Source organism: Pseudomonas corrugata (assembly GCF_001269905.1).
Classification (GTDB): Bacteria; Pseudomonadota; Gammaproteobacteria; order Pseudomonadales; family Pseudomonadaceae; genus Aquipseudomonas; species Aquipseudomonas corrugata.
In genome coordinates, this window is the sequence record NZ_LHVK01000003.1 from 1,039,977 (window position 1) to 1,064,501 (window position 24,525).

3 protein-coding genes are annotated in these 24,525 nt (G+C 63.8%); all 3 read left to right on the plus strand.

Annotated elements, in window-relative coordinates:
* Positions 1-297 precede the first annotated feature (297 nt).
* On the plus strand, positions 298-1,359 hold the full coding sequence (locus AD665_RS04860) for a TauD/TfdA family dioxygenase (RefSeq protein ID WP_024780706.1): 1,062 nt from the start codon (positions 298-300) through the stop codon (positions 1,357-1,359).
* Between the two features lie 34 nt (positions 1,360-1,393).
* Entirely contained in the window at positions 1,394-3,091 is a 1,698-nt protein-coding gene (locus tag AD665_RS04865) for a cyclic peptide export ABC transporter (RefSeq protein ID WP_053191158.1), read from the plus strand.
* 310 nt (positions 3,092-3,401) lie between these two features.
* The gene (locus tag AD665_RS04870; protein ID WP_053191160.1) at positions 3,402-24,458 is read left to right on the plus strand and encodes a non-ribosomal peptide synthase/polyketide synthase; all 21,057 of its coding nucleotides are present in this window, start codon (positions 3,402-3,404) and stop codon (positions 24,456-24,458) included.
* Positions 24,459-24,525 lie beyond the last annotated feature (67 nt).

Sequence of the window (24,525 nt, forward strand, 5' to 3'; positions counted from 1 at the left end):
AAACCGTTGCACTCGAGACGTCACTGCGGCCCACGGGATCGTTTAATGCGCCTGTGCGATTCGCAGCTGTCGCATTTCAGCACCGACTTCGTGCCGGCGTCTGTCGCGGGAAATGGGGACAAGCCGCTTTGGGATGAACGTCGGCAGCGACGGTGTAACCGGGTGTGTCGGGTCTGTCCCGGTTTGCGGTGCCAGACATCACCGTGGATCAGTGTTTTTATCCTTGCCCGACAGTGGGGCGCATTGGTTTTGCCCCGTACGACGTGGATCCGAGGGTCCGTGGTTCAGGAGTGATGCATGAATCTTCAAACTAACGCTTCGCCCGTGTTGAGCGATGACGGGATGGCGGATTCGCTTTCCTGGCCAGGTCAGCCAGTCGATGGGCAGGTCCGATTGTCGCTGCTCGCCGATGGCCTGAACTTGCCCGTGGTGATCGAAGCGATCGCACCAGGTTTGGACCCGTCGGCGTGGGCCGGCACCCATCGCCAGGCCGTTGAGGCGTTGCTGTGCCGCCACGGCGCGGTGCTGTTTCGCGGTTTCGAGCTCGCCTCGGTGCCGGCCTTCGAAGCGTTTGCCGAAGCCTTGTCCCCCGGGTTGCATGGCAGTTACGGTGACCTGCCGAAGAAGGAGGGCGGACGGAACGTCTATCGCTCAACGCCTTATCCCGAACGGGAAATGATCCTCTACCACAACGAGAGCTCCCACCTGGAAAGCTGGCCGCGCAAGCAGTGGTTCTATTGCGAGCAGCCTTCACGGGTCGGCGGTGCGACACCGCTGGCGGACATCCGGCAAGTGCTACGGCAACTGCCCGCTGAGGTAGTGGCACGCTTCGAACAAAAGGGGCTGATGTACAGCCGCACCTTCACCGCCGGGGTCGAGCCGGGCTGGGAATCGTTCTTCGGCACCACTGACCGGGGTGAAGTCGAACGGCGTTGTCGGGAGCAGGGCACCGATTTCGAATGGCTCGACGGCGACACCCTGCAAGTACGCACCCTCTGCCCGGCGGTGATCCGTCATCCGCAGACCGGCGAGGCGGCGTTCTTCAACCAGGTGCAGTTGCACCATCCATTCTGCCTTGGCGAGGAAATGCGTGAAGACCTGCTCGACATGTTCGGCGCCGACCGTTTGCCGCGCATGGTCAGCTACGGCGATGGAACACCGATTGAAGATGAGGTCATGGCCCTGGTGGGCGACGCCTATGAGGCCTGCGCCGTCAGGTTCGACTGGCGCAAGGGCGATGTGGTCATGCTCGACAACATGCTGGCCGCCCATGCCCGTGATCCTTACGAGGAGCCGCGCCTCATTGTCGTGGCGATGGGCGAGATGACCGCCCGGGGCGACGTCTGGCAGCCGGCCTGAGCCATATCGCGAGTTCATTCGAGGATAGCAACCCATGAAAAACCAGAAAGAGAAGAAACCCAAGCCGGGGTCGGTCATGCACCTGCTGTGGCGCAACCACCCCTGGCTGACGTTTTTCACCTTGATTTGTGGTGTCATCAGCGGGGTCGCATCCATCGCGGTGGTGAGTGTGATCAATCAGGCGATCCACAATGACGGTGATCGCATGCAGGCGCTGTACTGGTTTGCCGGGCTCAGTGCCATAGCGCTGATCCTGCGCAACGGTGCTGCGCTGTTCCCGGCCTACGCCAGCATGCGGATCATGACCCGGTTGCGCATCGCACTGTGCCGCAAGATCCTTGCCACGCCGCTGGAAGAGGTGGACCGGCGCGGCCCGCCCAACGTGCTGACCATGCTGACCAACGACATCCCGCAACTGAACACGACACTGATCGTCATGCCCACTGTGCTGGTGGAGGCGACGGTCTTTCTGTTCGGTATTGCCTACCTGGCGTACCTGTCGTGGGTAGTCCTGGCCTTGACGGTTTCGCTGATGGTCCTGGGTGTGGGTTTGTACCTGTTCTTCTTCGCCAGCGGCGTGAGGTCCACCAATCGGGTTCGGGACGAGTTCACCGCGTTCAACGAATACACCCATGCCCTGGTGTTCGGTCTCAAGGAATTGAAGCTCAACGGCATTCGCCGTCGCTGGTTCGGCCGCTCCGCCATCGAGGCGTCCTCGACCCGGGTGGCGCGCTACAACTTCGTCGAGCGCCTGTGGTACACCGCTGCCGACAACGTGGGCCAGTTCACCCTGTCGTTGCTGATCGGTTGCCTGCTGTTCGCCGCGCCGCTGGTCAGCACGGTCGATCCCAAAGTGATGACCGCCAGTGTGCTGGCGGTGCTCTACATCATGGGGCCGCTGTCGCTGTTGGTGGGGGCAATGCCGGTGCTGGCGGCGGGCAGGGTTGCCTGTACGCGGCTCGCAGAGTTCGGTTTCGCGATCAACGATCCGCACCCCGAACCCGTTGCGGTCGAAGCACCGAAAGTGCATCTGCTCGAGCACAAAAAGACCTGGGGCAGCATCGAGTTGAAGGGCGTGCGGATGCATTACCAGGACCCGCATGCCGGAAGTGGTTTCTCCCTGGGACCCATCGACCTGACGGTACAGGCGGGTGAACTGATCTACATCGTTGGTGGCAACGGTTGCGGCAAAAGCACTCTGGCCAAGGTGCTGTGCGGGCTCTACATCCCTCAGGGCGGCGAGGTGCTGCTCGACGGCGTGGCGATCTCTGACGAGAGCCGCAGTGAATACCGCGATCTGTTTTCCGCGGTGTTCTCGGACTTCCATCTGTTCAATCGCCTCATCGGTCCCGACGAAGAGGATGGCAACCCGGAGCTGGCGAGCAAATACCTGGAAACCCTCGGGTTGGCCGACAAGATCAAGATCGAAGGGCTGGGTTATTCGACCCTCAAGGCGTTGTCCTACGGACAGCAGAAGCGCCTGGCCCTGGTATGCGCCTACATGGAAGACCGGCCGGTGTACGTGCTTGATGAGTGGGCAGCCGACCAGGACCCGCCGTTCAAGAAGTTCTTCTACGAAGAACTGCTGCCCGACCTCAAGCGGCGCGGCAAGACGGTGCTGATCATTACCCATGACGACCAGTACTTCCAGCTGGCCGACCGGATCATCAAGCTGGCCGACGGGCACATCGTCTCCGATATCAACTGTGCCATTCGCGACAAGCGCGCCTGAATGGCTGTTCTGACTGCACCGTCCGGCTGGCGATGTTGTCGCGACAACATCCCCGCCAACCCGTGAAAGACGCCTGACATCCAACCCGCCCGACAGCAGTGGAACTCCTGCCGGGTGGCGCCGGCTGTCCGCGCGGATCTGCATCATCAACTCCAGGCGTGCCCTGTTGCGTTTGCCCCGGGCAGCACTGACAAATATCTGAGAAGGAACGTATGACATTTTTCTTTGCTGTGGGCGTTGTTATCGCAGTGGGCCTCTTGGCCGACCGTCATCCAGAACCTGCCGGTGTGCGAGTGACCGGGGGCAGCGTATGAACCAGTCTCTGGAGCTTGCGGCAACTTATCCGCTGACGGCGTCCCAGCGGGACATCTGGCTGGACCAGATGACCAAGGGCGATTCTCCCTTGTACACCATGGGTGGTTACCTCCATATCCAGGGTGCTGTCGACCCTGACCGCATGGAGCAAGCGGTCGAACTGCTGGTCCGCAAGCACGATGCCTTGCGCACGGTCCTGCACTGCGACGTCGGCGGCGACGGCGTGCCCATGCAGACCCTGGTCGAGTCGTTGGAGGTGCGGGTCCCGCTGATCGATTTTTCCAATCGTCCCGAACCGCAGACCGCGGCCCAGACCTGGGTACAACAGGGGCTGGAAGTGGCATTTGCTCTCGATAAGGGACCACTGTTCCGCTTCTACCTGGTCAAGCTCGATGAGGCTTCGTTCTATTTCGTCGTCAACCTGCACCACATTATCCAGGACGGCTGGGGCATCAACCTGATGCTCGCGTCCCTCAGTGACCTGTACAACGCGCTTGGGGAGAACCGCGAGCCTGACCTGTCGGCACCGTCCTATGCCGGATTCATCGAGGATGACGCCCGTTACCACGAATCGGACCGTTTCCAGCGGGACCAGGCCTACTGGCTCGATAAATACCGGGATGTGCCGGATCCATTGTTCACTGCCCGTTACCGTGATCGCTTTGTCGAGCCCGTGGTGCCCAGCGCTCATGCCATGACGTCTTTCCCTCAGACGCTGAACGAGCGGATCGACGCCCTGGCGCTGACCCATCAGGTCTCGCGTTTCCCGGTGCTGCTGGCGACGTTGTACGTGTACTTTGTCCGTACGACCCAGCGCGACGAGCTGGTGGTGGGCCTGCCGATCCTCAATCGCTCCAATCCGACCTTCAAGCAAACCGTGGGATTGTTCACCCAGGTCAGTGCCATGCGCTTGAGATTCGCCGATGACCTGTCGTTCGGCGAGCTGATCCAAGAGGTGGCGCGCGCGCTCAAGCAGGACTATCGCTACCAGCGGTTTCCGTTAAGCGACATTCACCGCTCCTTGGAGCTGCGACGTGACAATCGTGCCCAGCTGTTCGATGTGTCGTTCTCCTATGAGGAAGAGAACTACCTGTACCGGTTCGGCGACGCCACGGCCTATTCGGTGAAGAGTTCCAACGGTCAGGAGCAGATGCCCCTGGCGATTCATTTCCGGACCAACCCCAACGAGAAAAATGCCTGGGTGCACTGGATCTACAACCAGGCGTTCTTGCAGGCCGATGAAATCGAGGCAATGGCCGAGCGCTTCGTCCACGTTCTGGAGCAAGGACTGAGTGACGATACGTTGCCGATCCGTGACTTTGTCCTGCCGACACCGGCTGAAGCCCGTCTGCTCCAGGCCTGGAACACGAGCGATGCGCAGCGGTATGAGCACGACCGCACCATTCACAGTCTGTTCGAAGCGCGGGCTGCCGCGCAGCCGAGAGCAGTGGCGGTGGTCCATGAAGGCCAGAGCCTGACCTACGGCGAGCTGAATATCCGGGCGAACCAGGTCGCCCATCGCCTGCTGGCCTTGGGGGTGTTCCCGGATGATCGGGTGGCAATCTGCGTCGAGCGTGGCCTGGACATGATCGTTGGCCTGTTGGGTATCCTGAAGTCCGGCGCTGGCTATGTACCGCTGGATCCGGCCTACCCCCTGGACCGCCTGACCTTCATGCTCGAGGACAGCTCGCCGGTGGCGTTGCTCACCCAAGCTGCGTTGCTAGACCGAGTGCCTGCGCCGGCTGTCCCGGTGTTGCTGCTCGATCAGCCTGAAGCCGCGGGGTTCGTCGGGCAGCCACAGCATGATCCGAATATCGGCACACTGGCGCCCCATCACCTGGCCTACGTGATCTATACCTCGGGCTCGACCGGCTTGCCCAAGGGCGTGATGGTCGAGCACCGCAACGTCGCGCGGCTGTTCTCGGCCACGCAGCCGTGGTTCGACTTCGGTCCGCAAGACGTCTGGGCGCTGTTCCATTCTTTCGCGTTCGATTTCTCGGTCTGGGAAATCTGGGGCGCATTGACCCACGGCGGCCGCCTGCTGGTGGTGCCGCAACTGGTCAGCCGTTCGCCGCAGGACTGCTACGCGCTGTTGTGCGAGGCCGGCGTCACGGTGCTGAACCAGACGCCGACGGCGTTCCGCCAGTTGATTGCGGCCCAGGGTGAGAGCGACCTGAGCCACAGCCTGCGCCAGGTGATCTTCGGTGGCGAGGCCTTGGAAACCGGCATCCTCAAGCCATGGTACGCCCGGGCAATCAATGCCGGCACGCAACTGGTGAACATGTACGGCATCACCGAAACCACGGTGCACGTGACCTATCGTGCGCTGCAAGCGGCCGATGCCCAGTTGATCGGTGTCAGCCCGATCGGCAAGCGGATTCCCGATTTGCGCCTATACCTGCTGGACAAGTACGGCAAGCCGGTGCCCAAGGGCGTGGAGGGCGAGCTGTACGTCGGTGGCGCCGGTGTGGCGCGAGGCTACCTGAACCGGCCGGAGCTCAACGAAACGCGGTTCCTGCCCGATCCGTTCGATGCCGATGCGAACGCGCGGATGTATCGTACCGGCGACCTCGGTCGCTGGCTGCACAACGGCGAGCTGCAGTACCTGGGTCGCAACGATGAACAGGTGAAGATCCGCGGTTTTCGTATCGAACTGGGTGAAATCGAGGCGAAGCTGACGGCTTGCGCAAAAGTGCGCGAAGCGGTGGTGGTCGCCCGGGAAGACGAGCCGGGCGACAAGCGGCTGGTGGCCTATGTGCTTGCCGAAGATGGCGCCTGCGTGTCTGCGGGCGAGTTGCGCAGCGAGCTGCTGGGCTCGTTGGCGGACTACATGGTACCGAGTGCCTTTGTGATGCTCGAAGCGTTTCCGCTGACCACCAACGGCAAGCTCGACCGCAAGGCACTGCCGGCTCCCGACTCGCAGGCCCTTGCCCGGCGCAGCTATGAAGCGCCGATGGGCCAGGTGGAAATCACCCTGGCTGCGCTGTGGGCCGAGCTGCTTGGCGTCGAGCAGGTGAGCCGCCACGACCGTTTCTTCGAACTGGGCGGCCACTCGCTGTTGGCGGTCAAGCTGATCGAGCGCATGCGCCAGTTCGACCTGAACGCCGACGTCGGGGTGCTGTTCGGCCAACCGACGCTGCAGACCCTGGCTGCCGCGACCAGCAGCAGCCGCGGCGTGCGGGTGCCGGAGAATCGGATTCCCCGGGACGTCGAGCGCATCACCCCGGACATGTTGCCCCTGGCGACCCTGACCCAGGACGAAATCGATCGTATTGTCGCAACCGTGCCGGGCGGTGTGGACAATGTGCAGGATATCTACGGCCTGGTGCCGTTGCAGGAAGGCATTCTCTATCACCATCTGGCTACCAGCGAAGGTGATCCGTACCTGCTGCAGGCCCTGTTGCGCTTCGGCACTCGGGAACAGTTGGAAGCATTCGGGCACGCCTTGCAGGCGGTCATCGCCCGGCACGACATCCTGCGCACCTCGGTGGCGTGGGAAGGGCTGGGCGAGCCGGTGCAGGTGGTCTGGCGCGAGGCGCGCCTGAGGGTCGAAGAACTGGCCCTGGACCCGATCGAAGGCGACATCGCTGACCAGTTGCAGGCCCGTTTCGATCCGCGCCATACCCGCTTCGATCTGCGCCAGGCACCGATGATGCGTATTCACTTTGCCGAGGATACCGTCAATGGCAGTTGGGTGGCGGTATTGCTGTTCCATCACCTGATCGATGACGCGACCTCCCTCGGCATGCTCGGCAAGGAAATCGATGCGCACCTGCAAGGTCGTTCGGCGGAGCTGCCGGTGTCGGTGCCTTATCGCAACTACGTGGCCCAGGTCCGCCTGGACAGTCATCCCGAGCAACATGAGGCGTTCTTCAGCGAGATGCTCGGCGACGTCGACGAGCCGACGTTGCCGCTCGGCCTGCAGGATGTGCAGGGCGACGGCAGCGGTATCGAAGAGGCGACGCTGTCGCTGGAGGTCGGGCTGGCCCGGCGTCTGCGTGCCCAGGCCCGGCGCCTGGGGGTGAGCACCGCCAGTCTGCATCATTTGGCCTGGGGTCAGGTGGTGGGGCGCTTGTCCGGTCGTCAGGACGTGGTGTTCGGCACCGTGTTGATGGGCCGGTTGCACAGTGGACAGGAGGCCGGACACGCCCTGGGCATGTTCGTCAACACCCTGCCATTGCGGGTCGAGGCGGGAGACCAGGGGGTGCTGGCCGCGTTGCAGGCGACCCATGGCCGCCTGGCGACGCTGCTGGGCCATGAACACGCGCCGTTGTCGCTGGCACAGCGGTGTAGTGGTGTTGCGGCGCCGACGCCGTTGTTTAGTGCGTTGATGAATTACCGGCAAACCGCCGTGGCGGCACAGGCAAGCGAGGATGCGGGCCAGGCAAGAATCTGGGCCGGTGCGGAAATTCTCGGCGGCGAGGAACGGACCAACTACCCACTGTCGCTATCGGTGGATGATCTCGGTGATTCGTTTGGACTGACCGTGCAAGCCGTTGCCGGGATTGGTGCACAACGGGTATGCGGCTACGTGCACACCGTGCTTGAAGCTATGGTCGATGTCCTCGACCGGGATGGGGATACCCCGTTGCACACACTGGCCTTTGTTCCCGCCAGTGAACGTCAGCAGTTGTTGCACGACTTCAATGCGTTCGATGCGGTGTACCCGTCGGGACTGCTGATCCATCAACTGTTCGAGGCCCATGCTGAAGCTCAGCCTGAGGCCGTTGCGCTGACGTATCAGGGGCAGAGCCTGAGCTACGGCGAACTGAATCGGCTGTCCAACCAGATCGCCCATCACTTGATCGAGTGGGGTGTCCGTGCCGACGACCGAGTGGCGATCTGCATGGAGCGCGGCCTGGAAATGGTTGCGGGGCTGGTGGGGATCCTCAAGGCCGGGGCCGGCTATGTGCCGCTGGATCCGGCTTACCCGGCCGAGCGCTTGGTCTACATGCTGGAGGACAGCGCACCGAAGGTGCTGCTGACCCAGCGCAGCCTGCAGGAACGCTTCCCAGCGGCGGGCGTGCCGGCCTTGCTGCTCGACGGTGAGGACCGCGCTGCCGCGGGCATCGACCGGCAACCGTCCAGCAACCCGGACGCACAGGTGAGCGGCCTTACCCCCGACAGCCTGGCGTATGTCATCTACACCTCGGGCTCCACCGGCCAGCCCAAGGGTGTGGCGATGCCGCACCGTGCCCTGGTCAACCTGATGCAGTGGCAGATCGCGCAAGCGGCGCAGCAGGGGCGGGCCGCTGCGCGCACCTTGCAGTTTGCCGCACTCGGCTTCGACGTGGCGTTCCAGGAAGTCTTCAGCACCTTGTGTGCCGGCGGCGAGCTGTCGCTGATCCATGCCGACATCCGCCTGAATTTCCACCGCCTGTTCGAACACATCTGCCAGCAGCGCATCGAACGCCTGTATCTGCCGTGCATCGCCCTGCAGGCCCTGGCCGAAGCGGTCGCCGACGAGCGTGACGGCACGCCGCTGACCTGCGACTTGAAAGACGTCATTACCGCTGGCGAACAGTTACGCATCACGCCACAGATCCGTGCCTTGTTCGAGCGCCTGGACGGTTGTCGCCTGCACAACCACTACGGGCCGACCGAATCCCACGTCACCACCGCGTTGACGCTACCGGACGATGTCGCGGCGTGGCCGACGCTGCCTGCCATCGGACAGCCGGTAGCCAATACCCGTATCTACCTGTTGGACGAACAGCAGCAACCGGTGCCGGTCGGCGTGGCCGGCGAGATCCACATCGGTGGCGTTTGCGTCGCCCATGGTTATCTGAACCGCGAAGACCTGACTGCACAACGGTTCATCCGTGACCCGTTTGCCACCGACGGGCAGGCGCGCCTGTACAAGACCGGTGACCTGGGCCGCTACTTGCCCGATGGTCATATCGAGTACCTGGGACGCAACGACGATCAGATCAAGATCCGAGGCTTCCGTGTCGAGCTGGGTGAGATCGAGTCCCGGCTCTGCCAACACGGCGAAGTAAAGGAGGCGGTTGTCGTCGCCCGTGAAGACCAACCCGGCGAGAAACGCCTGGTGGCCTACATCACCGCCCAGGTGGCGGATGCGGCGCCGGAGGCCGATGCACTGCGCGCGCACTTGCAGGCGCTGCTGCCGGACTACATGGTTCCTGCGGCCTACGTGCGCCTGGATACGCTGCCCTTGTCGCCCAACGGCAAACTCGACCGCCGCGCGCTGCCGGCCCCGGAAGCGGACGCCTTCGCCAGCCGTGCCTATGAAGCGCCACTGGGCGAGGTGGAAACCACGCTGGCAGGGTTGTGGGCTGATGTGCTCGGTGTCGGGCAGGTGGGGCGACACGATCATTTCTTCGAGCTGGGCGGCCATTCGCTGCTGGCTGTAAAACTGATCGAACTGATGCGCAAGGCTGGGCTGAGCGCCGATGTGCGGGTGCTGTTCGGTCAACCTACCTTGGCTGCCCTGGCGGCGGCAGTGGGCGGTCGTACCGAGGTGAGCGTGCCGGCCAACGGTATTGCTGCGGGGTGCGAGCGGATCACTCCGTCGATGCTGCCGCTGGTGACGCTGGACCAGGCAACCCTCGATCGGATCGTCGCCGCTGTGCCGGGCGGCGTCGGCAACGTCCAGGACATCTACCCCCTGGCGCCGTTGCAGGAGGGCATTCTCTATCACCATATTGCCGCCGAAGAAGGCGACCCCTACCTGCTGCAAGCCACCTTCGCGATGGACAGCCGCGCTCAACTCGACGGCTTCGTCGCGGCCTTGCAGGCCGTGATCGACCGGCACGATATCCTCCGGACCGCGCTGCTGCGCGAAGGCCTGGAGGCGCCGTTACAGGTGGTTCTGCGCCAGTGCCGGTTGACGCTCGATGAGCAGGCCCTCGATCCGGCCAGGGGCGATATCGCGGCGCAGTTGCAAGGGTTGTTCGATCCTCGCCATTGCCGGCTGGACCTCGGCAAGGCGCCACTGATGCGTCTGGCCTGCGCCTGGGACAGTGTGCACCAGCGCTGGGTCGCGGTTCTGCTGTTCCACCATATCGCCCTGGACCATACCGCCCTGGACGTGATGCAGGAGGAAATGCTGGCGTTCCTCAATGGCGAGGGCGACCGCCTGGAAGCGGCCATGCCTTACCGTAATTACGTGGCGCAAACGCTGTTGGGCGTGCCGCGTGAGCAGCATGAGCGCTTCTTTCGCGACATGCTCGCTGATGTCGAGGAGCCGACGCTGCCGTTCGGCCTGCGGGAAGTCCAGGGGGACGGCCGGGGCGTAGAAGAGGTCAAGCTGAATCTCGACCCGGATCTTTGCCGGCGTCTGCGGCAGCAGGCGCGCCAACTCGGCGTGAGCGCGGCAGCCTTGCATCACCTGGCGTGGGCAAGGGTACTGGGGCGTGTGTCCGGTCGCGAGGACGTGGTCTTCGGCACCGTGTTGCTGGGGCGCATGCAGAGCGGCGAGGGTGCGGATCGCGCCCTGGGCATGTTCATCAATACCCTGCCGTTGCGGGTCAACGTGGGCGGGCAGGACGTGCGTGCCGGGGTCAAGGCGACCCACGCCCGCCTGACGGCCCTGTTGGGCCACGAACACGCCTCGCTGGCCTTGGCCCAGCGTTGCAGTGGCGTGCCGGCTTCGCTACCGCTGTTCAGTGCGTTGCTGAACTATCGGCACAGCCCGCTCCAGGACGGCGACAGTGTCGACCGCTGGGCGGGTACGCAGGTGTTGGAGGTCATGGAGCGGACCAACTATCCGTGCATGTTGTCGGTGGACGATCAGGGCGAAGGCTTCCTGCTGAGCGTGCAGACGGCCGGTGGGGTTGATGCGCGTCAGGTCGGTGCCTACATGCAGACGGCCCTGGCGAGCCTGGTGGAGGCACTGGAGTGTGCGCCTGAATCCGCGATCAACGATCTGGAGATCCTGTCGGAAAACGAGCGCAGGCAGGTATTGCAGGAATTCAACAACACCGCAGCCCATTTCCCTCTGGAACAGACCGTTCACGGATTGTTCGAGGAACAGGTGCAGCGCACGCCGGATGCGCTGGCGGTGCTGCATGGCGAGCAACGCCTGAGCTATGCCGAGTTGAACGAGCGGGCCAACCAGTTGGCGCATTATCTGCGCGGGCAGGGTGTGCGGCCGGATTCGCGGGTGGCGATCTGCGTCGAGCGTGGCCTCGACATGGTGATCGGGTTGCTGGCGATCCTCAAGGCGGGCGGTGGTTATGTACCGCTGGATCCGGCTTACCCGGCGGATCGGATTGCCTACATGCTGGAAGACAGCGCGCCGGCGGTGGTGCTGGCTCAGACGGCGACCCTTGGGTTGCTGGCCGATGCAACGATGCCGGTGATCGATCTCGGTAGCGGGCGCTGGCAGGACGAATCCGTCTCGAATCCAGAGATTGCAGGGCTGACCTCGTCGCATCTGGCCTATGTGATCTACACCTCCGGTTCGACCGGTTTGCCGAAAGGCGTGATGATCGAACACCGCAACACGGTGAACTTCCTGACCTGGGCCCATCGGTCGTTCGATGCCCAAACCCTGTCAAAAACCCTGTTCTCGACCTCGCTGAACTTCGACCTGGCGGTCTACGAGTGCTTCGCGCCGTTGACTAGCGGCGGCAGCATCGAGGTGGTCACTAATGTGCTGGAACTGCAACAGGGCGAGCACGACATCACCCTGATCAACACCGTGCCGTCGGCGCTCAAGGCGCTGTTGGAATCCGGTGGTTTGAGCGATGGCGTCGATACGGTCAACGTGGCCGGCGAAGCGCTCAAGCGTAGTCTGGTGGAAACACTGTTCGAGCAGACTTCCGTCAAGCGCCTGTGCAACCTCTACGGGCCTTCGGAAACCACGACCTATTCGAGTTGGGTGTCGATGGCCCGTGAAGACGGCTTTGCTGCCCACATCGGCAAACCGGTCGCGAATACCCAGTTCTACTTGTTGGATGAACACAAGCAACCGGTGCCGCTGGGCGTGCCGGGTGAAATCTACATCGGTGGTGCCGGTGTTGCGCGGGGTTATCTCAATCGTGATGACCTGACGGCCGAGCGTTTCCTCAGGGATCCGTTCAGCAGCGAACCGAACGCCCGGATGTACAAGACCGGCGACCTCGGCCGTTATCTCCCGGACGGCAACATCGAATACCTGGGTCGTAACGACGACCAGGTGAAGATCCGTGGTTTCCGCATCGAACTGGGCGAGATCGAAGCCAAGCTCGCTCAGCACGAGGCCGTGAAGGAGGCGGTGGTGCTGGCCCGCGAGGACGTGCCCGGCGACAAGCGCCTGGTTGCCTATTTCACTCAGTCGGAAGTGGTGGACATCGAGGCTCTGCGCATTCATCTGCAAGGGCAGCTACCGGAATACATGGTTCCCGTGGCCTACGTACTTCTCGCCACACTGCCGCTGACCCCCAACGGCAAGCTCGACCGCAAGGCCTTGCCGGCCCCAGACCTGGATTCGGTCATCACCCGCGGCTACGAAGCCCCCCGAGGCGAAATCGAAACGACCCTGGCGCAGATCTGGCAGGACCTGCTGGGCCTGCAACAGGTCGGCCGTCGCGACCAATTCTTCGAATTGGGTGGCCATTCATTGCTGGCAATGCAACTGATCTCCCAGGTCCGTTTGCGCCTGGGCGTGGAGCTGAGCCTCACCGCTCTGTTCGCTCATCCCGGACTCATGGAGCTGGCGCAGGCCGTGTCTCAGGCCGGGCGCAGCACATTGCCAGAGATCATCAGGGCCTCCCGCGACGAACCCTTGCCGCTGTCATTCGCTCAACAGCGCTTGTGGTTCCTGGCGCAGATGGAAGGGGCCAGCTCGGCCTACCATATGCCGGCCGGCCTGCGTCTGCGCGGCACGCTGGACCACGTCGCCCTGCAGCGGGCACTGGATCGCATCGTTGCCCGCCATGAGGCGTTGCGCACGACTTTCGTACAGGCCCAGGGCGAGGAGCCTTGGCAGTGTATCGCCGCGGCCGATAGCGGTTTCGCCTTGCTGCAGCATGACTTTTCCGAGCGGATCGATGGCGAAACCGAAGTACACGCCTTGGCGGCGCGGGAAGCCGTCGACGCCTTCGACCTGGAACACGGCCCGCTGGTCCGTGGCCGATTGATCCGCCTGAGTGACGAGGAGCATGTGCTGCTGGTGACCATGCACCACATCGTTTCGGATGCCTGGTCCATGGGGGTGTTGGTCAAGGAGCTGGCAGCGCTCTACGAAGCGTTCCGGCATGACCTGGACGATCCGCTGCCGGCGCTGGCCGTGCAATACGGCGACTATGCCCTGTGGCAACGCCGCTGGTTGAGCGGCGAAGTCTTGCAAGCCCAGAGCAGCTACTGGCGGCAAACCCTGGTCGATGCGCCGGCGCTGTTGATGTTGCCGACGGACCGTGCGCGCCCGGCGCAGCAGGACTACAGCGGGGCGGCCCTGCCGCTGGCGTTCGACGCTGAGCTGACGGCCAATCTCAAAACCTTGAGCCAGCGTCACGGCGTCACTCTGTATATGACGTTGATGGCGGCCTGGGCGGCATTGTTGAGTCGTCTTTGTGGTCAGGACGATGTGGTGATCGGTTCGCCGGTGGCCAACCGCACACGGTCGGAAGTCGAAGGACTCATCGGTTTCTTCGTCAACACCCTGGCCGTGCGCATCGATGTCTCCGGCGCACCGACGGTCGAGGACTTGCTGGCACGCGTCAGGAGCCAGACCCTAGGCGCCCAGGCGCATCAGGACCTGCCGTTCGAGCAGGTGGTGGAAGTGCTCAATCCGGTACGCAGCCTGTCCCACAGCCCGCTGTTCCAGGCCATGTTGTCCTGGCAGACCCTCGACAACAGCGAACTGGTGCTTGGCGACCTGACGCTCGAAGGCCTCGGTGTGGCGAACAATGTCGCCAAGTTCGACCTGTCCCTGGAACTGGGCGAGGCCCAGGGGCAGATCTTCGGTGCTCTGGAGTACGCCACGGCGTTGTTCGACGAGGCCACGGTGCAGCGTTACCTCGGTTATTTCGAACGGGTGGTGCGTGCCATGGTGGCAAGTGACCAGACGTTGATCGAACAGATCGCGCTGGTGGATGACGCCGAACGCCAGCGTCTGCTGGTCGGGCTCAACGCGAACCAGGCACCGTACCCCCGTGAACAGACCATCCATCAACTCTTCGAGGCCCAGGTCGCGGCCCGGCCGCAGGCCATTGCCGTGGTGTTCGAAGGTGAGCGCCTGAGCTACGCCGAACTGAATCGCCAGGCCAACCAATTGGCCCATCACCTGATCGGGCTGGGCATCCGTCCGGACGACCGCGTAGCGATCTGTGTCGAGCGCAGCGCCGAGATGCTGGTGGGCCTGTTGGCGGTACTCAAGGCCGGCGGCGGTTACGTGCCGTTGGATCCGGCATATCCCGCCGAACGATTGGCTTACATGATTGCCGACAGTGCCCCGGTAGCGCTGCTGACCCAACGCGCACTGCAAGACCGCTTGCCGCCACTGGCTACGCCGGTGGTGCTGCTCGACTACGTCGAACGGGTGCGCAGCGGCATTGCCACAGGCCGCGAAGACAACCCGGTGGTGGCGAGCCTCGGCGTGCGTCACCTGGCCTACGTGATCTACACCTCGGGTTCGACCGGCGCGCCCAAGGGCGTGATGATCGAACACCGGGGCCTGGTCAACTACTGCGTGGATGCCGTGCGCCTGTTCGAACTGACGCCGGCCGACACGGTGCTGCAGCAAAACACGTTGAACTTCGACCTGTCGGTGGAAGAAATTTTCCCGGCGCTGGTCGCCGGTGCCACTCTGGCGCCGACCCGCGCGCTGTTTGGCAGCATCGAGTTGCAGCAGGACGTTGAGATCCGGCCGACCTTCCTGCACTTGACCGCGGCGCATTGGCACACCCTGGCGGCCGAATGGCACAACACGCCGGCGCAGGCCCGCGATCATCTGCGTGATGTGCGCCTGGTCAACGTCACCGGCGATGCCCTGTCGATGCAAAAGCTGCAGATGTGGGACGCGGTACGCCCGGCCCATACCCGACTGATCAATACCTATGGCCCGACCGAGGCGACCGTGTCGTGCACCGCCGCCTACATGCGCTACGACGCCGACGGCGCGGGCGGCAACGCCACCATCGGCACGCCGATGGCCAACACCCGTATCTACCTGCTCGACGGGCACCGCCAGCCGGTGCCATTCGGCGTGGCGGGGGAGATCTACATCGGTGGCGATGGCGTCGCCCGGGGTTATCTGAACCTCGACGCGATCAATGCCGAGCGCTTCCTCGTCGATCCATTCAGCGACCTGTCCGATGCCCGCATGTACAAGACCGGCGATCTGGCCCGTTATCGTCCGGACGGACGCATCGAGTACCTGGGGCGCAATGACTTCCAGGTCAAGGTGCGGGGATTCCGTATCGAGCTGGGTGAAATCGAAACCAGGCTCAGCCACTGCACCGGGGTCAAGGAAGCGGCGGTGATCGTGCGCGAGGACACGCCTGGAGACAAGCGTCTGGTGGCCTACGTCGTGCCGCAGGCCGGCCTCACTCTGAGCGCAGCCGCCTTGCGCTCGGAACTGTCGACCCTGCTGGCCGAGTATATGGTCCCGAGTGCATTCGTCAGCCTGGCCGCGCTGCCGCTGACACCGAACCGCAAACTCGACCGCCAGGCGCTGCCGGAGCCGGATGCCGAGGCCTTCGCCAGCCGTATGCACGTAGCGCCGCAAGGCGCCACGGAGGTCGCCCTGGCGCAGATCTGGCAAAGCATGCTCAACGTCGAAGCGGTGGGGCGTCACGACCACTTCTTTGAACTGGGTGGGCATTCGTTGCTGGTGATGCGCTTGATTGCCCAGGTGCGCGAGCAATTGGGGGTGGAACTGAGCCTGAACGAGGTGTTCGCCCAACCCGAGCTGAGCGCGTTGGCCAAGGTGCTGTCCCGAGCGGCCCGCAGCACCCGGCCGGATATCATGCCGGTGTCCCGTGAGCAGGCACTGCCGTTGTCGTTTGCCCAACAACGCCTGTGGTTCCTCGCGCAGTTGGACAATGCCAGCGCGGCGTATCACATCCCCACCGGCTTGCGTCTGCGTGGTGCGTTGGACACCGCCGCCCTGGGCCGTGCCCTGGATCGCATCGTCGCCCGTCACGAAGCCTTGCGCACGACCTTTGTCCAGGGCCAGGAGGTGGAGCAACGCATTGCCCCGGCCGACATCGGTTTCGCCTTGCAACGGCATGACCTGTCCGCCCACCCGGATGCCGAAGCCGAGCTGTCGCACATGGCCGGGGAGGAAGCGCGGCAGGTGTTTGATCTGAGCCGTGGCCCGCTGGCCCGTGGTCGCCTGGTGCGCATGGGCGATGCCGACCATGTGTTGCTGGTGACCCTGCACCACATCGTCTCGGACGGCTGGTCCGCCGATGTTCTGACTCGTGAGCTGGGCGTGCTGTACGCGGCATTCAGCCAAGGGCAGGACGACCCGCTGCCGGCCTTGCCGGTGCAATACGCCGATTACGCCGTCTGGCAGCGGCGCTGGCTCTCCGGCGAGGTGTTGAGCCGCCAGGAACGCTACTGGCAGGACACCCTGGCCGGTGCACCGGCATTGCTGACCTTGCCGACGGACCGGCCACGGCCGGCCCAGCAGGATCATTCCGGTCATGCGGTAGGGATCGCCTTCGATGAAGCACTGACCGAAGGCCTCAAGGCCTTGAGCCAGCGCCATGGCGCCACGTTGTTCATGACGGTGATGGCCGCATGGGCCGCGCTGCTGAGCCGGATGTCCGGGCAGGACGATATCGTCGTCGGCACGCCGACGGCGAACCGCATGCATGCGGAAGTCGAAGACCTGATCGGCTTGTTCGTCAACACCCTGGCGGTACGCGTCGAGGTTTCGACCGAGCTGACCGTCGAGGCCTTGCTGCAACGGGTCAAGGCCCAGACCCTGGGCGCCCAGGCGCATCAGGACTTGCCGTTCGAACAGGTGGTGGAAGTGGTCCGGCCATTGCGCAGCCTGTCCCACAGCCCGGTGTTCCAGGCCATGTTGTCATGGCAGAACAGCGAAACCGGCGGGATGGAATTGTCCGAGCTGTCACTGCAAGGGCTGGGGGTCAGCAGCCGTACCGCCAAGTTCGATGTGTTGCTGGACATGGCCCTGATCGATGGTCGCCTGTTCGGTTCGCTGGAGTACGCCACGGCGCTGTTCGACCAGGCCACGATGGAGCGCTACCTCGGTTATCTCGAATGCATCTTGCGCGCCATGGTTGCCGATGAGCAGGCCCTGGTGGCGCAGATCCCGCTGTTGGAAGACGCTGAGCGCCGGCATCTGCTGGAAGCGTTCAATGCAACAGCCGTCGACTATCCGCAAGGCCTGACCCTGCATGGCCTGTTCGAGGCACGGGTCACGACCTGTCCGGATGCCGTCGCCGTGGTGTTCGAAGCGCAACAACTGAGCTACGCCCAACTGAACCAGCGAGCCAACCAGATCGCCCACCGGTTGCTCGCCCTGGGCATTCGCCCGGATGACCGCGTGGCGATCTGCATGGACCGCAGCGTGGAAATGGTCGCGGCGCTGCTGGGAATCCTGAAAGCGGGCGCTGCCTACGTGCCGCTCGACCCGGATTATCCGGCTGACCGTTTGGCCTACATGCTGGAAAACAGCGCCCCGGCCGTGGTGCTGATCCAACGCGCCTTGCAGGCGAGCCTGCCCGCGACCGACGCCAGGGTGATGGTGCTTGAAGACGAAGACTTCGCCACGCAGCCGACCGGCAATCCGCAGGCCTCGGGCCTGCACGCCAGCCATTTGGCCTACGTCATCTACACCTCCGGTTCGACCGGCCTGCCCAAGGGCGTGATGAACGAGCATGGCGCGGTGGTCAACCGCCTGCTGTGGATGCAGGACGCCTACACACTGAGCGCCACGGACGCGGTGCTGCAGAAGACCCCGTTCAGCTTCGACGTCTCTGTGTGGGAGTTCTTCTGGCCGCTGTTCACCGGCGCCCGGCTGGTGATGGCGCGTCCGGGCGGGCATCGCGATCCGGCGTACCTGTGCGAAGTGATCCAGACCCAAGGTATCACCACGCTGCACTTCGTGCCGTCGATGCTGGATGTGTTCCTGGCCCATGGCGAGGCTGGCGAGTGCGAGGGGTTGCGTCAGGTGATGTGCAGCGGCGAAGCCTTGCCGGGCCATCTGGTGCGGCGCTTCAAGGCGCAATTGCCACGAACGTCTTTGCACAACCTGTATGGCCCGACCGAAGCGGCCGTCGACGTGACGGCGTGGGACTGCTCCGGCGCCGAGACACCGGACAGCACGCCGATCGGCAAACCGATCGCCAATACTCGGATCTACCTGCTCGACGCCCACCAGCAACCGGTGCCCATGGGCGTGGCCGGGGAGATCTACATTGGTGGCGTCCAGGTGGCGCGGGGGTACCTGCACCGCGCGGAACTGACGGCGGAGCGTTTCCTCGACGACCCGTTCAGTGAGCGGCCGAATGCCCGGATGTACCGCACCGGCGACCTGGGTCGTTACCTGGCGGATGGCAATATCGACTACCTGGGCCGTAACGACGATCAGGTGAAGATCCGCGGGTTCCGTATCGAGCTGGGCGAGATCGAGGCCAAGCTTGCCCGGCACGAGGCGATCAAGGAAGCCGTGGTGCTGGCTCGCGAAGACGTGCCGGGGGCCAAGCGTCTGGTGGCGTACTTCACCGTGCACGGTGACGAGTTCAACATCGAGATCGAAAGCCTGCGTGCCCAGTTGCAAGCCCAACTGCCGGAATACATGGTGCCGGCGGCCTATGTGCGGCTTGATGCATTGCCGCTGACGCCGAATGGCAAGCTGAATCGCAAGGCACTGCCGGCGCCGGACCAGGCCTCGGTAATTACCCGTGAATACGAAGCGCCACAGGGCGCGGTGGAAACGACGCTGGCACAACTGTGGGCCGAGCTGCTCAAGGTTGAGAGGGTAGGGCGTCATGACCACTTCTTCGAGTTGGGTGGGCACTCGTTGTTGGCGGTCACGCTGATCGAACGCATGCGCCAGTCCGGTTTGAGCGCCGATGTGCGGGTGCTGTTCGGCCAACCGACCCTGGCCGCGTTGGCGGCGGCCGTGGGCGGCGCGACGGAAATCGTGGTGCCGGACAACGGCATCGTGCCGGACTGTGAGCAGATCACCCCGCAGATGTTGCCGCTCGCCGATCTGAGCCAGCGGGAAATCGACGCCGTCGTCGCCGGCGTGCCCGGCGGCGTGAGCAATGTCCAGGACATCTACGCCCTGGCGCCGTTGCAGGAAGGGATTCTGTATCACCACCTGGCTTCGCAGCAGGGCGATCTCTATGTGCAGCAGGCCATGTTCAACTTCAAGGATCGTGCCCGGCTGGATGACTTCGTCAATGCCCTGCAAGGCGTGATCGACCGCCACGATATCCTGCGCACGGCTGTGCTTTGGGAGGGCTTGCGCGAGCCGGTGCAGGTGGTGCTGCGCCAAGCACCATTGGCGGTGCAGACCTGTATGGTCGAGCCGGGCCAGGACGTGGGCGCGCAGCTTCGTGAGCGTTTCGACCCTCGGCACTATCGGCTCGATGTGCGCCAGGCACCCATGATGCGGCTTGCCTGTGCCTATGACGACGAACACCAGCGTTGGGTTGCGCTACTGCTGTTCCATCACATTGCACTCGATCACACCGCGCTGGAGGTGATTCAGCACGATATGCAAGCGTACTTGCTCGGGCAGCAGGCCCAGTTGGGCGATGCCGTGCCGTATCGCAACTACGTGGCCCAGGCGCGGCTTGGCGTGACGCAAAGCGCCCACGAGGCGTTCTTCAGGGACATGCTCCAGGATATCCAGGAGCCGACCCTGCCATTCGGCCTGCAGGACGTGCAGGGCGACAGCCATGTCATCGAACAGGCCCGGTTGGGTGTGGACGACAGTTTGAATCGTCGTCTGCGGACACAATCGCGACTGCTTGGCGTCAGCGCCGCGAGCCTGCATCACTTGGCCTGGGCGCGGGTGGTAGGCGCTGTGTCCGGGCGCGAAGACGTGGTGTTCGGTACCGTGCTGATGGGCCGGATGCAGGGCGGTGAGGGGGCCGACCGGGCGCTGGGGTTGTTCATCAACACCTTGCCGCTGCGGGTTGACGTCGGCGTCGACGGGGCCCGGGCAGGCGTCAAGACGACGCATGCGCGTCTCACCGAGCTGCTGGGACACGAACATGCGTCGCTGGCGCTGGCACAGCGTTGCAGCGGTGTCGCCACGCCGACGCCATTGTTCAGTGCACTGCTGAATTACCGGCACACTGCAACGCAGGTCACCCAGGAGGCGCAGTCGGCCTGGAACGGGATCGAGGGGCTCGGCGGTGAGGAGTGGAGCAACTATCCACTGTCGCTGAACGTCGACGATCTCGGTGAGGCCTTCGTGCTGACCGCCCTGGCGGAGTCGCGCATCGGGGCGGAACGCATCTGCGGCTACATGCACACGGCGCTGGAGAGCCTGGTCGATGCGCTTGAGCACACGCCCGAGGTACCCTTGCGCGAGCTGGCGATATTGCCGGCGGCGGAACGTCGGCAACTGCTGGTCGACTTCAATGCAACCGACACGGTCTATCCCCGCGAAGAGACGGTCCACGGCTTGTTCGAAGCCCAGGTCAAAGCCCGGCCTGAAGGGATTGCACTCCAGCATGGGGCGCAGCAACTCACCTACCGGGAGCTGCACGAGCGGGCCAATCACCTGGCGCATTGCTTGCTTGAACGGGGCGTCCAGCCAGGGTCGCGGGTCGCGATCATGCTGAACCGTTCGTTCGAGCTCGTCATCAGCGAACTGGCGATCCTCAAGTGCGCCGCCGTCTACGTACCGCTGGATCACCATGCGCCCGAGGAGCGGCAGCGCTTCATGTTGCAAGACAGTGCCGCAGTGCTGGTGCTGACGACCAGTGACAGGGGCTTGCCGGAAGACATGCCGCGATTGGACCTGGACACGCTGCAGGTGATCCAGGCTGCAAGGCCGGCGGTATTCCCCGGTCAAACCAGCGATACACCGGCGTACATCATGTACACCTCCGGCTCCACGGGCCACCCGAAAGGGGTGATCGTGCCGCACCTGGCCATAGGCCGATTGGCGATCAATAACGGCTACGCGGATTTCGGTGTACAGGATCACGTGGCTTTCGCCTCGAACCCGGCGTTCGACGCCAGTACGATGGAGGTGTGGGGGGCATTGCTCAATGGCGGGCGCGTTGTGATCATTGATCACGAAACCTTGCTCAGCCCGACGCAATTCGCCCAGGCGCTGACAGATGCCGAGGTCTCGGTACTGTTCGTCACCACCGCCATGTTCAATCAATACCTGGTACTGATCCCGGATGCCCTGGCAGGCCTGCGGATCCTGTTGTGCGGTGGCGAGCGCGGTGATCCGGCATCCTTCCGGCGGCTGTTGGCCCATGCTCCTTCGCTGCGGCTGGTGCATTGCTATGGTCCCACCGAGACCACCACCTTTGCGACGACCCATGTGGTCACTGCCGTGCCGCATGGCGCAACGAGTGTTCCGATCGGCCGTCCTATCGCCAACACCCGGGTATATATCCTCGATGCTGCGCGCCAACCGGTACCTGTGGGTGTCGCGGGGGAAATCCATATCGGTGGTGTCGGGGTGGCCCTCGGTTACCTGAACCGGCCGGACCTGACCGAGGAACGCTTCATTGCCGATCCGTTCAGCGATTCGGGCACCGCGCGTCTGTACCGCAGTGGCGATCTTGGCCGCTGGCTGCCCGACGGCACCATCGAATATCTGGATCGCAACGACGGGCAGGTCAAAATACGTGGTTTCCGTATTGAGCTCGGTGAGATCGAGGCCCGTTTGCACGAGTGCCACGGGGTACGCGAAGCCCTGGTGGTCGCGCGTGAAGACAGTCCGGGCGACAAGCGCCTGATCGCGTACTACACCGAGCACGAGAACGCTGGAGGCCTCGATGCGGATGTCCTGCGCGCCCAACTGCGCTCCGTGCTGCCGGAATACATGATCCCGGCCGCCTATGTGAAATTGACGGCGTTGCCGCTGACGCTGAACGGCAAGGTCAACACCGGGGCGCTGCCGGTACCGGAACTGCACGCTTATGGGAGCCAGGGCTACGAGGCGCCGCAAGGCGACCTGGAAGTCATGCTGGCAGGCTTGTGGGCCGACGTCCTGAAGCTGGAGCAGGTCGGTCGTCACGACAACTTCTTTGAACTGGGCGGTCATTCATTGCTGGCGATCCGGCTGGTCGGATTGTTGGCACAGGCCAACCTGACCGTCTCGCTGGCCGAGCTGTTCCAGCACGAAAGTGTCGCGTCGATGGCATCGATGCTGCAGACCCGTACCGAGGATGCCCAGGTCAAGGAGGCCATCGTACCTGTGCGCACCACCGGCCAGCAGAATCCGCTGTTCCTGGTGCACGAGTTCAGTGGCCTGGACCTGTACTTCCCGACGCTGGGCAAGCACATCGACCCGGATATCCCGGTGTATGGCCTGCCTGCCGTCGAGTGGGGCGAGCCGCAGTTGCAGACAATGGAATGCATGGCCTCGCGGCTGGTGGGGATCATTCGTTCGGTACAACCCCAAGGGCCTTATCGCCTGGCCGGCTGGTCGTTCGGTGGTGTGCTGGCCTACGAGACCGCGATCCAGCTGATCGGCCTGGACGAGGAGGTCGAGTTCGTCGGCCTCATCGACAGCTATCTGCCTCGGCTGGTGGATCAGGGGCGGTCGCGCTGGGCGTTGGACGAAGCCCACAAGCTGCATCTGCTGGACCGTTGCGATGTGTTCTGGAGGGCTGCGTTGCCTGGCGAAGAGGTACTAGCAGCGATCCTGGCGCAACTGGCCGATCTGCAGGGGCAACTGGATCGATTCGATTTCGAAGGCCTGGTGCAGCATTGCCGCGACGAGGCGGTGCTGCCGGCCGAGCTGGCCGTCTACAGTGCGGAGCAGCTCTGGCAGTACCTCGATCGCGAAGTGGCCCACGGTCATGCGTTGGCCCATTACATGGTGTATCCGATTTCCGTACCCGTGCATCTGCTGGTGGCCGAAGAACGCCAGGACGACGCTCCCGAGCACTCCGGTTATCTGGGCTGGGACGCTGTCCTGCCCACGTCGCAGCTGCATTGCGTCAAGGTACCGGGTAACCACCAGAGCATGATGCAGGCGCCCCATGTCCAGGCGTTGGGCCAGGCCCTCAGCACCGAGCTTCACACCGCCGCATCGCGTCCGGCACCCTTACCGAAGAGCGGTTACCAGCCGCTGCTGACGATCCAGGGCGGACGGGCCGACCGGGCGCCGATCTTCTGCGTACCGGGTGCCGGCGACAGCGTCACCGGTTTCATCGGCCTGACCGACGCCTTCGGCCCGGACTGGCCTATCCATGGGTTGCAACATCGGGGGCTGGACGGCAGCACAGAGCCTTTCAGCCTGGTGGAAACCGCCGCCCAGGCGTACCTCGAAGCCATCGACAAGGTGCAACCGGAGGGGCCGGTGCATCTGCTGGGGCATTCCTTCGGTGGCTGGATTGTCTTCGAAATGGCGGCACGTCTGCACGCCCGTGGTCGCAAAGTAGCCTCGTTGACGCTGATCGACAGCGAATCGCCCGGCGGCAACGGCGTGGTGGGCAGGCCTTATACCGGGACTGGAGTGTTGAACCGGTTGATCGAGGCGATGCAACTGGCCTCGGGTAAATCCCTGGGGATCGATGCCACGGTGTTCGGCGCCCAGGACGATTCGGCGCAGATGCGCCTGCTGCATGCCGGCATGGTCCGCGCCGGCATGTTGCCACAGCGTTCGGCGGTGGATTCGATGCGTGGTCCGGCGCGGGCCTTTGGTACGGCCCTGCGTACGGTTTATCAACCGCAACATCAATACACCGGGCCGGTGCGGCTGGTGCTGGCGAATGATCCAACCCTGGATACCGCCGGCAACAAGCGCGAGCAACAGGAAATGATCGAAGGGTGGCGCAAGCATGTACCGGACCTGAGCATTTGGTACGGCCCGGGCAACCACTTCACGATTCTCAAGGCGCCTCACGTACATAACCTGGCTGCCTGGTGGCAGGACGGCCTTCCCATGCTCGATGAGGAGGAGGCCAGTGACTACGTCTAGCCGCCCTGCCTTTGGGCACACCCATGGAACCCGGCGCTACGTTGGCCGGGCCTGAACTCAACGCACT